3 protein-coding genes are annotated in these 17,000 nt (G+C 35.8%); all 3 read left to right on the top strand.

Features of this window, described 5'->3' with window-relative positions:
• The first annotated feature begins 128 nt into the window (after positions 1–128).
• Genes ACWG42_RS01485 through ACWG42_RS01495 form a run of 3 tightly spaced genes read left to right on the top strand, consistent with a single transcriptional unit; the run spans position 129 to position 16,660 of the window.
• The gene (locus tag ACWG42_RS01485) at positions 129–8,174 is read left to right on the top strand and encodes a hypothetical protein (protein WP_455789722.1); all 8,046 of its coding nucleotides are present in this window, start codon (positions 129–131) and stop codon (positions 8,172–8,174) included.
• Complete coding sequence (locus ACWG42_RS01490; RefSeq protein ID WP_455789723.1) at positions 8,158–16,371, top strand: MBG domain-containing protein; 8,214 nt, start codon at positions 8,158–8,160, stop codon at positions 16,369–16,371. The genes ACWG42_RS01485 and ACWG42_RS01490 overlap by 17 nt, the downstream gene beginning before the upstream one ends.
• Positions 16,337–16,660 carry a hypothetical protein gene (locus ACWG42_RS01495; protein ID WP_455789724.1) on the top strand — a complete coding sequence of 108 codons (324 nt, stop codon included), beginning with the start codon at positions 16,337–16,339 and terminating at the stop codon, positions 16,658–16,660. The genes ACWG42_RS01490 and ACWG42_RS01495 overlap by 35 nt, the downstream gene beginning before the upstream one ends.
• Positions 16,661–17,000 lie beyond the last annotated feature (340 nt).

The raw sequence follows: 17,000 nt of genomic DNA on the forward strand, positions 1-17,000 counted from the left end.
GATATAAATGCAATATGTAGTTTTGTTTTAGGAAGAGGTGCTGGTATGAGGAAAGTTATAAAGTATAGATTGCTGTATAGGCAATTGTTTGTAGAATTTTTTGATGCGTATGAAGGAGGAAGAAACTAATGAAAAAGACTGGGAGAAAAATTGTAAACATCGTATTATCAATGGCTTTGATTGTATCTATGTTTGGGACAAATGTTGTTCAAGTAGAAAGTGCTACTACTCCAGAATTAATAATCGCAAAAGGTGATGAAGTGGTAGAGGTTTCATCTGGTAGCAGCAACACTTGGACCATTTCAAAGAATACGACAATCGTCATGAAAGCAAATGCGACTTTTTCAGTGAGCTCTGGAAATGCGATTAAGATTGCGGATGGAATAACTGTGACGATTATTTTAAATGGATTTACAATGGATGTAAAGACGACTGCAACTAGAATGGCAGGTATTTTATTGCCTAGGAATGCTACATTAATAGTTCGTGAAGGATCTGCAGCTAATGGATCATTTTATGTACAAGGTGGACCGGGTATTGCTCCAGAAATTGGACGATATGGAGGAAATGGGTATCATCAGGCAAGTAACGGCTATCCAATGGGGGGAAGTGGCGGCTATGGTGGTGCTGGTGGTAGTGCACCAGGAGCAGGTATTGGTGGAAATGGTGGAAATGGTGGAGCAAGAGGATCAGACGTCGGTGGAGCAATATGTACTAAATTTGAGGATCATCTTCCTGGGTTTAATGGCGCAAATGGAAAAGATGGACAACAGGATAGCAACGCAGATTGTGGAAATGTATATATTTTTGGAAAAGTAAATGTTAACATAAACGCAGGAGAACATTATCCAGGAAGCTTAGGAAGAGCTTCAGGTGGTGCATATGTTAATAGTAGTGACGATCGTAGACTTGCTAATGGTGGTGGTGCAGGTGGTAATGGCGGTAGCGCTTATGGCTCTGCAGGTGTTGGCGGCGGAGGCGTCGGTGGTGGATCTGGCGGCGGCGGCGGTAGTGGTTCAATATACTGGAGATATGATGCGTCTTCATGGGCATTCCGTGAAAGTGCTGGCGGCGGTGGCGGCGGCGGTGGTCAAACACCTGGATTTGGAGGAAATGGATCTGACCAACAACACACACGTAAAGATGGTTCAAACGGAAATGCACACTCTGGTGGAGTTGGTGGAGTAGGTGAATATCTTATACCGGACTATCTCCATGCCGGTGCTGGTTCAGGTGGAACGGGAGGAATTTCTCCTTCTGTTATTTCACAAGATAAATTAGGAAATTTGTACTATGATACCAATAGTGCAACAAGGATCAATAGTAGTGCAAATTCATCTACGAATGCTGCATCTAACGCAAGATTAACAAATAAAATTATTCTGTTAAGTGAGTGCACTATAGAAGTCGATGATAGCAATATTGTTTATGATGGAAATGCTAAAAGTCCTGATGTTATTCTCAAAGATAAAGATGGCAATAAAATAAATAGTGTGTTAAATAAAGATTATAAACTTGAGTATAAGAATAATATTGATGCTGGAGAAAAAACAGCGACTATTACTATCAAAAGTAATGGTAGTATAACGGATAACAACCATTTATTAGTAGACGGAGGAAGCTACGATATTAAGTTTACTATCAAACCAAATGAAGAACCTATTTCAATTAATAAAGCAAATGTACAAGATACATATACATATGGAGAGAGTTTTTTAGTGTCTTTAAATAAGCATACTTCAAATAAAGGTGTAATCAGCTGGGACACTGTTGTGGATGATGATTATAAGGCAGAAATCGCAAATGCTACTTTAGCTACTCCTGAAATTATTCCTACAAAAGTAGGAAAGATGAAATTAAGAGCAACAATAAGACAAAATCAAAAGAATGCAAATGGAGTATATAATTTCCCTGAAGTTATGACAGCTACATTTGATACGGATATTCAAATAAATCCTAAAAATATAGACGATGCAGCTATAGCGATTCCCAATATTGGTCCATATATATATGCTGGTGGACAAATAAAACCAACCTATGCAACTGGTGCATATAAATCAGGTCCTATTACATTTAATACAAATAAGGACAGTGCACATACGACTCTTAAAGAAGGGGTTGATTTTGAACTAGAATATGGTGAAAACACTAATGTAGCAGATGGTGGGACAGTTAAAATTAAAGGAATTGGAAATTATACAAATTCTAAAAATCCAATTAGTTTTACAATCAAGGCAAGGGATATCAATGATTCGGCTATAAAAACATCTGCAGAAAATCCTGCCTATACAGGGAATTCTTTGCAGGTGAAACCAGTAGTGAAAATTACTGATACTGATATGGGAACGGAATATACATTACCAGCAACTGATTATGAATTGTCTTGGGCATCAAAAAAGAAAGATAATACATTTACTGGTATTGATTTTACCAATGTTGGTGAAAAGCAAATTACAATTGTAGGTACAGGAAATATAGAGAATTCAAGAACACAAAAATATGAAATAGTACAAGCAGACATTGGTGCTATTGATTTAGGAATTGAACGTGCGAAAGATGTGTACTTTAATGGGAAGGAAATAGAATCTAGACCTAAGTTAAAGTACTATGATTATTTATTAACAGAAGATGGGACAACAAGTACTGATCCGGATGCGGATGTACCGAATCCAGATGATTATGAGATATCATTTTCTAATCATAAAGAAGCAGGAGCAACAACGACAACCATAAAGGGTGTTAACAACTTCAAAGGTACAAAAACTTTGGTAGGAAGTGAACATGGTGGGTATGATGTTTTAAAGAGACCATTGTACATTTTACCTGATGCAAATCAATGGAAATATTATGGTGCCAAAGATATCTTTGGTATTGAACAAGATATGACGAATCCGACATATCGTATTTTCACGCGTACTTTAAATAATTCAGCAACTGCGGAAAATAAAGATGCGGACTTAACAAAAGACGAAGATAATCGTCAATATATTACCAATAACATTCCTCTTGAAAACTATCCAATCGATCTTATAGGAAATCTTTCAAGAGATGGTGCTGATAATCAAGTGGCAGATACAAGAGATACAACTTATAAATATATTCTTTCTGATTTAAAACTATCTGATGCAACGAAAGATAACTATCAAGTAAAATTGGTAGATAATGAGTCTTCATATAAAGTGAAGAGTTATTTCTATGACGGTACACCTGCTAATATCGTTGGAATAGAAGGAAAAAATGATTGGTTTATAAAGAAACCAGTGGATTTCATTGCGCCTTCTAACTATACAATTAGTAAGAGCGATGTACTTGATTCAGCTGTAAATAATTGGCATTCTAAAATTAACTTTGATGATGGTGATTATAGCAAAGAAGGTATGTCATACTTCGTACGTTATCATAATCCTGATGATGCTAATGATCCTGCAAATGGAGCTATCAGTAATGGTATTATTCATAAATTTAAGCAAGATACAGTATTACCAACTGGTACTTTAACGATTACTTCAGATGCTTGGACAGCATTTAATGCAAATGCAGATTTCAATTACTTCCTTAATAGTGATGCGTCAGGTTTGATTTTTGCGAAAGATGATATGAGCCAAGTGAATACAAAACACTATTACATGAGTAATGAGAAATTAGGACAGGATGAGCTTAATCAAATTTATGTACCTGAAAAAGGGGCAGGAAGTTATAATCCGTTTGAAGAGGAACAAGACAATGTTTGGATTGAGGAAGATCAATTTCATATAAACATTGATGAATATAATACAAAACGTAAATTCATTTATGTAAGACTTGAAGATAAGGCGGGAAATGTATCTTATTTGAATAGTGATGGTATTGTTTTTGATAAAGATGCGCCTATTTTAAAAGCGGAATATAAGCAAGCAGATGCATGGACAATTTCAAGTGATGTAAAAGTAACAGGAACTGTTTATGATGAAAATGCGGGATTAAAAGATCGTTATGTAGCATACCAAATTGATGGTGGTGCTTTACAAGTTGTAAAGGATATTCAAACAGATGGAGCATTCGAAATAAAGAACTTACCAGATGGAAATTATGAATTGATGGTAAGTGCATGGGATAAGGCTGATAATGAGGCTGCGCCTATTTCTTTCCATGTAATGAAGGATACACAAAATCCAAGAATTTTATTACAAGCAAATACAACTACGATTGCGTCAAAACAGATGATTACACTTGATCCTAAAGTAGGACCAAGTGGCGTTTCAAAATTGGAAGTTTCTTATAATGATGGTGAATGGAAAACAGTTGAAGCTGGAGTCGAAACGCCATATGAAGCAAAAGCAAACGGAGTGTATGCTTTCCGTATTACGAATGGTGCAGGTGTTGTTTCCAAGGTATCTAGTATTGAATTTACAAAAATAGATACGAAAAAACCTAATATCAAAATAGAAGTTAGTGATTTAGTTGGAAACAATCTTCTAGAAAATGATTTTACAAATAGTGATATACAAGCAATGTTTTCAAATGTTGAAAAGAACCTAGGAAATAGTGTCTTTGAATACAGTGTTAATGATGGAATTACATGGGATGAAGTAAATGAAAACTTAGACAATGAAGCAACAGTGAGACTTTCTTTGGTAGAAGGAAATCATAAGATTAAGTTCCGTGTGATTGCTAAAAACGGTTTACAGGATGAAAAAGAATTCAACGTTGGAATTGATAGAACAGTTCCAAAGATGAATATAACGGTTGAAGATGCTCAACGTAACTTGGCTAGAGCAATCCTTGATTTATTTAGAGGAAAGCGTCAAGTAGTGAAGTCTAATGCGATAGATGAAGGAAATCCAGCAAGTGGAGTTAAACAAGTGGAATACTATATCGTAGAAGGCAAAGCAACTCAAAATTCATTACCAACAGAAGCCAAAGCTATTGAAAAAATGGTTAAGGATAATTGGACCGTTGGTACTCAATGTGAAGTAGAAGTTGGTAGCGACTACATCGTATACTTTAAAGTAAGTGATATAGCAGGAAATATTACATATGGAAGAAGCGACCGTATTGTAATTGATGCTGCTTCTCCTGAAATAGAAGTGACTTATGAATTAGAAGGAAAATGGGATAAAGATCCAGTAATGGATGTATATGTTTATGATGCGCATCCTGGTGTGGATCAGGTAGAGTACCAAGTTGATAATGGAACTAAGATTTCAGGATCTGAAAGCTTTAAGATTAAGCAACTAGGATTAACTGATGGAAATCATGAGATCCGAATTCATGCGACAGATAAGAGTGGGAATGCATCTGAGAAAATCTTGAATGTAAAAGTAGATACGAGTGTACCAACCATTACTGCAGATGTTTTAACTCCATCCATTGTTGATGTACCTATTAAGGTCGAGGCAAGTAATAGTGGGGCTTCTGGATTAGATAAGATTTTATTATCTAAGAATGGGCAGGATTTTGAAGATGTTACAGACATCATAAAACGTGAAGGTCAATATTTAGCACAAGAGAACGGCGAGTATATATTCAGAGCTGTGAGTGGAGCTGGTGCTTATGCTGAAGCCACAGTGAATATAGATGCATTTACTGCCATCGAATCTGATATAAAGGCAGTAGTAAATGCAAAACTGGAAGATGGAACTAGTTATACCAGTGGTAACTGGACGAATCAAAACGTACGTGTTGCATTTTCGAACTATAAAGCAAATCTTAAGGGATTGTCTTATGCAGTACAAGTTGATAACGGTGGTTGGCAACCAGTTAATGTTGTGAATGGGTATTTGAACATTCCAGTGGATAGTGAGGGAAGTCACCAATATGATTTTAAAGTTATTTACAATGCTACAGGAACAGAGTCAAATGTAGTAAGTATTACTGTTAATATCGATAAAACAGCCCCTACTTCAAGCATGAAAATAAAAGAAGTTGAATGGAGTGGAGATCAATATATTGAAAACGGATTTACTTATGATGATTATTTCAAACAACAAGAATATGCAATCGTAGAAGCAACGGATGGCTCAAGTGGAGTAGGACATAAAGAGATCTTTGCGATAAAAGAAGCAGATATCCCTAGCTCCATAAAAGGACAAACAACAGCATCTAAGATTGAAGAGCTTGGTAAGGGTCGTTGGTTAACGGGTGGTTCCATAACATTAGATCCAAACGATAAATATGTTGTGTTTGGAAAAACATATGATAATGCCGGAAATGTAAGTTATGTAAGTAGTGATGGGGTTGTATTTGATGATATAAATCCAACATTAACAAGCGATATTAATCAAAATGATTGGTATAAAGATAATACAACAGATATTCATTTCAGTGTGGATGATAACTTATCTGAAGTTAAAGAAGTGAAATATCAGATTAACAATGGTAATAAAAAAATTGCTACATTAACATATGATGAGTTTACAATCTCAACAAATGATTTAGCAGATGGAGAAAACCAAATTGATATTTCTGTATTTGATCATGCTGATAATGAATTGAAGCAACAGTATTTAGCTAAAAAAGATACGCAAGCACCAACCATTGCTGTCGTAGATAACGTTGGTAATGGATTACTCGTTACGAAGAATTTATTAGAAGTAAGTGCTGCTGCTGGTCCATCAGGAATCGCTAAGGTAGAGGTTAAAAAACCAGATGCTGGTGGATGGGAAGATATCACAGATAGTTATCAAAGCGGTTATTTAGCACAAGAAAAGGGTACGTACTGGTTTAGAGTTGTAAGTGGAGCAGGTACAAATGCTACAACGAGTATCACCTTAAATAACATTTCAAAAGACATTCCAATAATCAACTATATTATGAGTAGTGGTGATGGAAGTGAGTACTTCGAAGGGAATTGGAGTAAAGAAGAAATTAAAGTTCAATTCACGAATGAAAATGGAAATCAAACTGTTGAAAAATATCTTTATAAAGTAGATGATAAAGACTATAAAAGTATTATACCAGAAAAAGATGGAAGTGCTATCTTTAAGAGTTCTGAAGGGAATCATACATACACTATGAAATTAGTGTTAGATAATGGACTTGAGAGTGAAGAAGTAAGTGTAACCATTATGGTGGATGCTATAGCACCAAAGATTCAAGTCAACTCAGATTTAACAAAATGGGTAAAAGAAACACAAGAGTTAGAAGTAGAAGTAGTGGACAATGAGAGTGGTGTTGATAGTCAAGGATATTCATTTGATAATGGCTATACATGGCAATCCGATAACAAAATGATGGTAAGAGCTAACAAAATCGTAGGATTAAAGGCAAGAGATGCAGTGTCTAATATCACTAGCGAAAAGGCGATCGTAGAAAAAATTGATAGCCAAGGTCCGACGGTAGCTTCCTTTAAACAGTTGGGCACAGAACAGTCTAAGATTCGTGAATTAGAAGCGAAAATTGAAGATTTCTGTGATTTAACAAGTAGAAGTGGAAGTGGTATTGCGGAAGTATATGCAATGACTACATATCCATATAAAGATGGTGAACCTAATCCAAATCCTGAAAAAACATTTAAAATGGAAGAAAGAAATGGAAAATGGGTTACAAAAGACGCTATAAGTGTGCCATATAATGGGACAAATAGTGTTTGGTTAGTTACGAATGACAATGTAGGAAATGAAAAAATTTATAGTATTGAAGTAACAAATATGATTGGTAGTGGAGATGATGAAGGGAATACGGATAAACCAACACCGGAAGATCCTACAAATCCAGACAATCCTAACAACCCTAATAATCCTAACGATCCTAGCAATCCAAACAACCCTAATAACCCTAGCAATCCGAATAATCCATCAAATTCTCAAAAACCTGGAAATAATGGAACTTCAACAAAACCAGGTAGTGGGCAGAACTCTAATGGATCGAATTCAAGTTCAAACAATGGCTTGAGTAATAGTATTGCGAAGGTAGATCCAAACAATGCAAATAATGGATCACAGAGTAGCAAAAAATATGCAGATGAGTTATCAAAGGTTGAGGAGGATGCTTCTAAGCTTAAGGATATAAAAAAATCAATCGACAGTGGTAATATAGCTTCATCAAAAGCAAATATTGTGTATATGATTCCATGGCTTCTATTATTGCTTGTATTGATTTGGGTGATTTACTTATATAATCGCTACAGAAGATTAAAAAACAATTTAGAAAAGGCAAAAGAAAGTGAGGAGGAGCAATATGTTCAAGAATTATAAGAAGAAAAATGTGCTTTACAAAGGAATAAAATGCATTCTCGCACTTTCTGTGTTTACTAGTGGTTTATCAATTAGTGTTTTGAATTCAGATATAAAAGCTCAGGATTACAAAAAGGTTTATCAAGGTGTACAAAGTAATCCGATTGTATTAAATGATGGTGTGTATTTATTTGATAATGTTACAGTCAAAGGAAATAATTCTCAACCTTCTGCAGTCGTTGTGGAAGGTAAGGTTACCATCGTTATGCAAGGGAACAATAATGTAATTGGTTATGATGCAAGATGGGTGGGAGAAACACAATATGCATCAGGGGCTGGTTTTCAGGTTGAAAAACAAGGCAGTTATGTTAGTGAACTTATTCTTCGAGGAGATAAAAATACATCGTTATATGTAAAGGGTGGTAATGCCAATACTGGGGAAAATGGAGAAAATGGTGGCGATGGATATGAAAATCGCAGTCCAGGAGGAGGACGCGGTGGAAAAGGTGGGAATGGAGCCTCTGCAGCGATAGGTGGTAGAGGTGGAACATTTGAGTCACCACAAGGAAAAGATTCAGGTAATATTGCTATATTAGGAGGCTTTAACTTAAAAACGGAAGCTGGAAAAGGCGGTGCTGGAGGTAAAGGGGGAGATGGCGGACGCTCTGATGGAGATTATAAATTTATCTATGTTTCGATATCTGCCGGTGGTGGTGGCGGCGGCGGCGGAGGCGGTGGCTTCCCTGCTGTTGACATCGGTGGCGGTGGTGCTGCTGGAGATCAAGGTGGACGAGGTGGAAGTGGTTCTGGTGTAAAGACTACTACACTTAGTGCATTTGGTAAAGAACCTGGAGCTGGAGGCGGCGGGGGTCGCGGCTGGGGAGCAGGAGGCGGAGGCGGAACAGGCTTCTTCGCTTATTATCTAGGACAACCAAAATATTCTGGAATTCGACCAAAAGGTGGTAAAGGAGGAACAGACCCTTATCATTATGGAGAAGGTGGAGAAGTTGGTATCATGGAGGCAACATTGCCTGGCGGAGGCCACGATGCTGGAAGCTACATTTTACGTGTTGGATCGTATTCAGGAGACGTTGTAAGTGTCGATGATGCGGAAGCTCAAAGAAATGGCTCATATTTACACACAACTAGAACGGCTGCTAGTGAAGTAACACAAAGGCGACATGGTTATAAATTCGCAGGTGCATCTGCGACTTCATGTAATGAATACTCTATGTGGGGTGGTTATGGAAGTGACTGTGCATGGGCCTTCATTAAACAAGGTGGTGGCGAAACGCCAGAAGCACAAAGTGGACATGGACTAGGAAGACGTTATGAATTATGGATTCAAAATGGGGGAGCCATGGATGGTGGAAAAGGGGAGAACAGCAAAGCTGGTAAAGGACCAGGCAAAATAGACATTTCTGAAAATGTTACTTGGCCTGGAGGAGATACAGGTAATGGTGGTGGGGATGATAAAAATCCTGGTACTGTGAAACCAATCATCCGTACAGTTATCGACTTATCACATCCAGATACAAAGATTACTTTCTCACCTACCAAAGGAATTTATACTGGGGCAGCAGTAAATCCACAAATTAGCATTGTTTCAAGTACAGGGATTAAAGTAGATCCTAATGCTTATGATGTGTATACACAGGGTGATTTATTAGGGCCAGGAACAGTTAAGTATCGTTTTGTAGGTAAAGGCGAGAGTTACGAAAGTCAATGGGTTGAAAATGAAACAACTCGTGATTATACGATAGACAAAGGTGATATGAATGCCTACCTAATCGAATCACAAGATTTTTATACGAGAAGATTAAAAGAAACCTTTGATGTTGAAGTCGTAAATTACAAAAATGATAATAATACTGTAACATGGAGTGTAGAACCAGATCCTTCTACTCCAGATGTTAAATTTACAACAACTCAAAATAACAAACCTGGAATTAGTATTACATCAACGGATAACATTGGTAAAATTATCGTAAAGGCAACCATTAGTGAAGGTGATCATTACAAAGCAATAACAACCCCTCCTATCACCTTAGAGGTTGTCCCACAAGGAGCAAATCTCTTTACGATATCCAAGATTCCAGATCAAAGATATACAGGAAGTGAAATTAAGCCAACATTTACAGTGAATTTTGGTGATCAATTATTAGAAAATGAAAAAGATTACACGTTTAGATACGAAGAGAATATAGAAGTAGGACGAGCTAAAGTAATTGTTACAGGTATAGGCAACTATACAGGTACATTTACAAGTTACTTCAACATCGTTCCTGCAGATATAAGTCCAATTATTTTCAAGAATGCGAACTATTCTACAAATCCACCAACTTTGGCTAATTTACAATATACGAGTTATCCTCAAATATCGCAGCCATTGGAAGGTGTATTAGGAGACAAACTTCTTGTTGAAGGGAAAGATTATTTAGTATCCTATTCCAATATGACAGAAGTTGGTAAAGTAGTTGCGACAGTTGTAGGGATTGGAAATTATACCAATTCAACAACATTAGAATATGAAATTCTTCCAGCGGATATAGATGATATACCAGGACTTATGATAAATAACCCTGAAAACATCATATATGATGGAACAGAAAAACAACAAAAACCAACGGTTATGTTGAATGGAAAAATCTTAAAAGAAGGAGATGATTATACTCTTTCTTATAAGGATAATATCAAAGCTGGAACAGCAACAGTAACTATCACTGGTAAAGGTAACTTTACACAGAGCAGTCAATTAACTACAAACTTTGAGATTTTACAAAGAGTGATTTATGTGGTTCCTGATAATAATCAATGGAAGTATTCAGGAGATAATGAACCAGGTTATACTTATCAATTGGACAATGTCGTTGAAGGCGATACGATTTCAATGATAGATGGAAGCACAATCACACGCGAAGAAGGTGAGGGTGTAGGGGAATATCGTTTCCTTATGGGTGAATTAGGACTTGATTATGGAAAAGATGATAATGATAATTATATTTTACAAATGAGTCCAGATGTTGTGAACTTTAAAGTAAAGTCTTTTGATACAGACGAAGTTGCGATTATTCGTGGTGAAATAATCAATAAAGAAACGGGTGAAAGAGCGGTTGTTAATCCTGATACTGGATGGTACAACAACGTTGTAGAAGTTGTGGCACCGAAAGGGTATTTAATTTCTAGAAGCCCTGATAAAGATCCAGAGGGAACAACGGATGAAGCTTCATTCTGGCAACCATATTTCAGTAGTGAAGATGGAGACTTTTCTAAAGATGGAGAAGGAATGACTTACTATCTTATGAAAATCCCTGAAAAAGCAGGAGATAAGAAACTTATCTCTCAAGCAAAACAAGTGAACTATAAACAAGATACGGTAGCACCAAGTAGCCGTGTTGAAATGAATCAAAAGAAAATCTACACCGACTATAAAAAGGGTGTGAAATTCGAAACTTATTTCAAAGAAGATGTCGACTTAGAAATTGTTTCAAATGATGTAACTAGCGGAATTTTATCTAATGATTATTTATTAGCAGATAAAGAATATACAAAAGAAGAGTTAGATCATGTAGGTTCATGGGTATCAAAAGCAGAAGCTGAATATCAGTTAACATTAGATACCGAAATGAAAAAAATATTGTATTTACGTGCAAAGGATATTGCAGGTAATGTCACATATGTAAATACAGATGGGTTTATCATCGATAAAACTGCACCATTTATAGAAATCGATTATGATAAAGATGGCATTTGGGTTACGGGAGATGATGCCACAGTAAAAGTAAAGGTAAAAGAAGATTTATCAGGAGTAGATGAGCGTTATGTTGATTACCATTATGAGTATATTGATAGTAGAGTTGGTGACCCTCATATTATCAAGCTAGATCAAGATGGAAATGCGACGATTACAGGCTTACCTGATGGAAATTATCAATTGGTTGTTACTGCAAAAGATAAAGCAGGAAATAGTTATAGTGATAAAACACATGTCATGATTGATACCATTCAGCCAACATTAGAGCTAAAGGGTGATATTACATCTTATCAATCAAGCAAAGATATTGATATCCTTGCTAGTGTAGGTCCTAGTTTAGTTAATAAGGTATATGTCCAAAAGCAAAATTTTGGTGATCCTTGTGATGAAAGTGGAACATGGACTGAAATTACAAATGATTATAACAATAACAATCATAAGTACAATGTGGATGAAAATGGTACGTACTATGTGAAGTATGTCAATGGAGCAGGTGTGGAATCTAATATCGCTACTATCTCTTTTGATACCATCGATAAAACAACACCAATGGTTGACGTTCGTGCAATTACAGTAAGTGATGATCAACCATATACATCAGAGACATGGACAAAAGATAATGTGAAAGTATTCTTCAAAAATACTGCATCAAACCTTGGAAATACAAAATATTCATACCGTATTAAAAAAGCAACAGATGTAGAGTGGTCTTCTTGGCAGAGTGTAACGAAAAAGAATGATTATGAAGCTTCCATATTGCTTTCTCAAAATGGGAAATTCAATATCGAAATGAAGATTACAAGCGAATCAGGCATGGAAAGTACAATCCAGCAATTCATTGTTACAATCGATAAACAATTGCCTACTGGAACAATCTCATTAGTTGATAAAACATGGAAAGACTTTTTAACAAATCCTGTATTCGAAAACTTTTACAATACGGATCAAAAGTATATCATCACACCTAGTGATGAATTAAGTGGAGTTTCCTCAGTTCAATATATCTTATTAAAAGATGAGGAAGCAAAAACTAAGTATACAATTGATACAATAGAGGATTTAGCAACAACAAAGGGTGGATGGACACTAGGCTCACCTTCGGATGCGCTCAGCAATAAAGTGGAAGTTAGTATTTCTTCAGACGCTACCTACGTTCTTTATGTAAAGGTTAGTGACAATGTAGGAAACGTGCGCTATATCAGTAGTGATGGGGCCATCGTAGATGCTACAAAACCAACCCTAAGTATTGATAAAAGTGTAATGCAAGAGTTCCATTATCCTAATCCAAATACAAAATGGATTATTGATCCTTTCGCAATATTACCAACTACATTAACGGATAGCTTATCTGGTCAAGATAAATTGATTTTGAATTATGAAGACCAAGGAACTCCTGTTACAAAAGAGGTGGATATTCGCACAGGAAATTATGATATAGGCGAATTACCAGAAGGTATCTATGATTTAATCGTAGATGGTTATGATAAAGCTGGCAATAAAGCAAGTGAAACCGTTGCGATAAAGAAAGATACAATCACTCCAGATGTAACTCTTACTGGGGATACTATCAATCTTGGAAAGAAAAAGCACGTTGATTTAGAGCCTGTTGTAGGAACATCAGGATTAAAGAAAGTAGAATATCAATATGTAGCACAAGGTGATACATATGATGAAAATGGATCATGGAGTGATATAACAGGTACATATGGTGATGGTTTAGGTGTTGTTCAAAATGGAACTTTGTATGTTCGAGTTGAAAACAACTTAGGAATTACAAATATAAAAGAATTAACATTTGGAAACATTCAAGAAGTACCAGTAGAACTTGTTGTGGATACCATTGATGAAGATGGTCATCTTGCGGTAAAGAATGGTGACTGGTATCCAGCAATCAATGTACGTTTCTATAACAATCCACGCCTTGTAAGTGATCTTGTATATGAGTATCATACAGGTGATGGTCAGTGGAAAACAGTTGATGCAAATACAGATGGTTATGCATTTATACAAGCACCAGAAGGTGAAACTACATATACTGTACGAATCACTAATCCAGAAACTGGAGTTAACAAGAGTGAGACATTAACAGTTAAAGTAGATACTACAAAACCAACTGGAAAACTGACAACAACAGCAACAAATAGTAGAACTTGGCTTGACGCAACCAATACGACAACTATAAATTATGGATTACCAGATGCTGTAGATGTTGTGTTAAAAGATGTTGAGGATGCACTAAATAGCAGTGGTTTAAAATCAGTTGAATACTATGTAATGACAGCTGGTAAAAACAAACAATTAACAACGTTCCCTAAAAACCTAGCAGAGGTAAAAGAACAGTTACTTAATAAATGGATTGCTTGTGATGAAAAACAGATACAAACCTTAAAGAATGGTACACCAGTAGTTTTAGGTACCCTTAACGCCGACCAAGAGTATATTGTATTTGTCAGAATAAAAGACATTGCTGGAAATGTTCAGTATATAACATCTGATGGTATCACTATCGATGCTACAAAGCCAGTTATCAAAACAGATTATGTCGAGGAAACGTGGCTTACGGATAATGAAAAAGTAGTTCAAGTAGAAGTAAAAGATAATTTATCCGGAGTAAAAGATGGAACATATACGATAGCAAATGATGCAACTTCAAATACATATAACTATACTTGTCAAAATCGTGAAGGAAAGTTTAGCATTCCTGTATCCCGTCTTGAAGAGGGCGCAAGCACAGTCACAATAAACGCAACGGATGTAGCTGGCAATGTGGCTGGAACATATACAATCTCAATCCTTAAAGATACAATTAAGCCAGTGATTAGCATTGCGAGTGCAAACTCAACAACGCATCAAGTTGGAATAAAGGTAGATGAAATTGGAAAATCCAATATCAAAGAAGTGTATGTGACTTGTGATAATGGAGCCTTTGAAAAAATGGATATTACAGAGTATTATGGAGAAGGAATACAAATCACAAGAAATGGAACATATACGTATGTCCTTGTGAATCATGCAGGAGTTTCATCAGCTCCTGTAAGCATCACGGTTGATGATATGGGTGAAATACCTGTTGTACGTGTCGAAGGTATCACTGGATTAGGAAATGCATATAAAGAAGGAACATGGAGCAACTCAGAAGTATCTATGCATGTGTTGGTAGATACCATACAGATTGGTAAAAGTGTTTACGAATATTCTCTAGATGGTAAGACTTGGGAAACAATCGAAGCTAACGATCAAGGAGAATATTGGATTACGCAACAACAAAATGGTGAGTTTAATTACCAATTCCGTGTAACCGCAGCCGATGGAGCGAGAAGTGATGTTGTCAAATACAAGGTTAAAATTGACACATCCATTCCTGAATTTACGTATGAAATCACTCCAAATGAATATACAAACCAATGGGTGGATATCATAATTCATCCAAACAAAGAATCAGAGACATTATCTTATTCTTTCGATGGTGGAGAAACATTTAGTAAATCTAAGGAAAAGAGATTTATTAGTAATGGTTATGTTGATTTGGTTGTGAAGAATGAAACAGGAACAACATCAAAACAAACTGCGCAAATCGTTAATATTGACCGTTTATCTCCATTGATGATGGTATATGAAAATCAAATTACAGATAAAAACACGTACCGAATAGAATTGGATGTAAAAGATGCTCCTGAAAATCTAGATTTTATAGAGACGGGTGTAAGTCAAGTCTTTATTACCAATGAAAATCCATATAGTGAAAATGATGTTCGTACAAAACCAACCGAAAGTGACTATATCTTAGAAAAAATGGATAATCAACACTATGTTACCAAAGGTGAGTTTGAAGCGAAATCTAATGCGAACGAAACTGATAACTATTGGATTATCGCAACGGATAATGTAGGGAATTATAAAATTAAATCTTTCCGAGTTTCTCCAGAGAATGGTAAGGTAGAAGAAACACCTGATCCAGAAGAACCGAATAAACCGGTAAATCCAGATAAACCAAATGTTGGAGATCCAGATTCCCCACAAAAACCAACTCCACCAAACGAAGGTGAAATTGGTGGTGTAGTAGATACACCAAACAAAGATGGATCCACATCAGATGTATTCGATGAAGTAGAAAACATTGAAAATGCAATTTCTAAATCGGAACAAGAAGATGCTGGAAATCTCTTAATAAAGAGACAAGAAAAATTAGATGAGGCAATCGAACAGTTATTGAGAAATCTACCTGAAAATAAGGCAGAAAGAAGAAAAGTACTCGAAGACATGTTGGAGCTAAATCTAACAAATCAACAAAGACAATCGATACTGAATCAATTAGAGAGTCTAAAAGGAAATGAAAATATTTATATTTGGATATGGATTCCAATGGTAGTGATAGCTATTCTTTCATGGATTCTATACGAATATAAAAAGAAAAGATTGGAGAACCTTTATGAAGAAACAAGTGAATTGGAACAAAGTAATTAGTATTGTATGCATGGTGATAGGAATTTTGACATTGGCATATTTCCTGTATGTAACATTTGTAGCCATTGAATACATTGCTAGTTTGGTAAAAGCAGGTCAAATATCTGCAGGCAAAGAGTTTGGAAAGATTCTTCAATACATTATGACGCAATCTTTTAGTTATTTATTTTATGGTGTAGGCTTTATGTTTATGGGAAGAATGTTGCTAGTAAATCATAAACAAGACACAAAGATTGATTTTGAAGTATCAAAGGAAGCATTAACTCAAGAAACAAGCGAAACAAATTAAGAAATCAAAAGGGCAAACGCTACATCATGTGAGCCTGTAAAAAAGTGACATTGGTTGATATAAAACGGCTATGTCATATGAATCGAAAAAAGATGATCAAGTGTAAAAACTTTTTCATCTTTTTTCAATTTTAGACATCAGGTAACCATTGAACCGTTGTGTATTCGTTCATATTTACTTGTAGATAGTTGATGCTATATGCTTTGAAGAATCATTATTTATGAATTTTAAAATGTGGAAACTGTTGATGTATGGATAATCTTTTTAGGTATAAATAAGCTCTTCGTTATAGATAAAATACATAACGTATCTAAAGAATAATTTGACCTTGTATATCTAA

This window comes from Amedibacillus sp. YH-ame10, assembly GCF_053848885.1.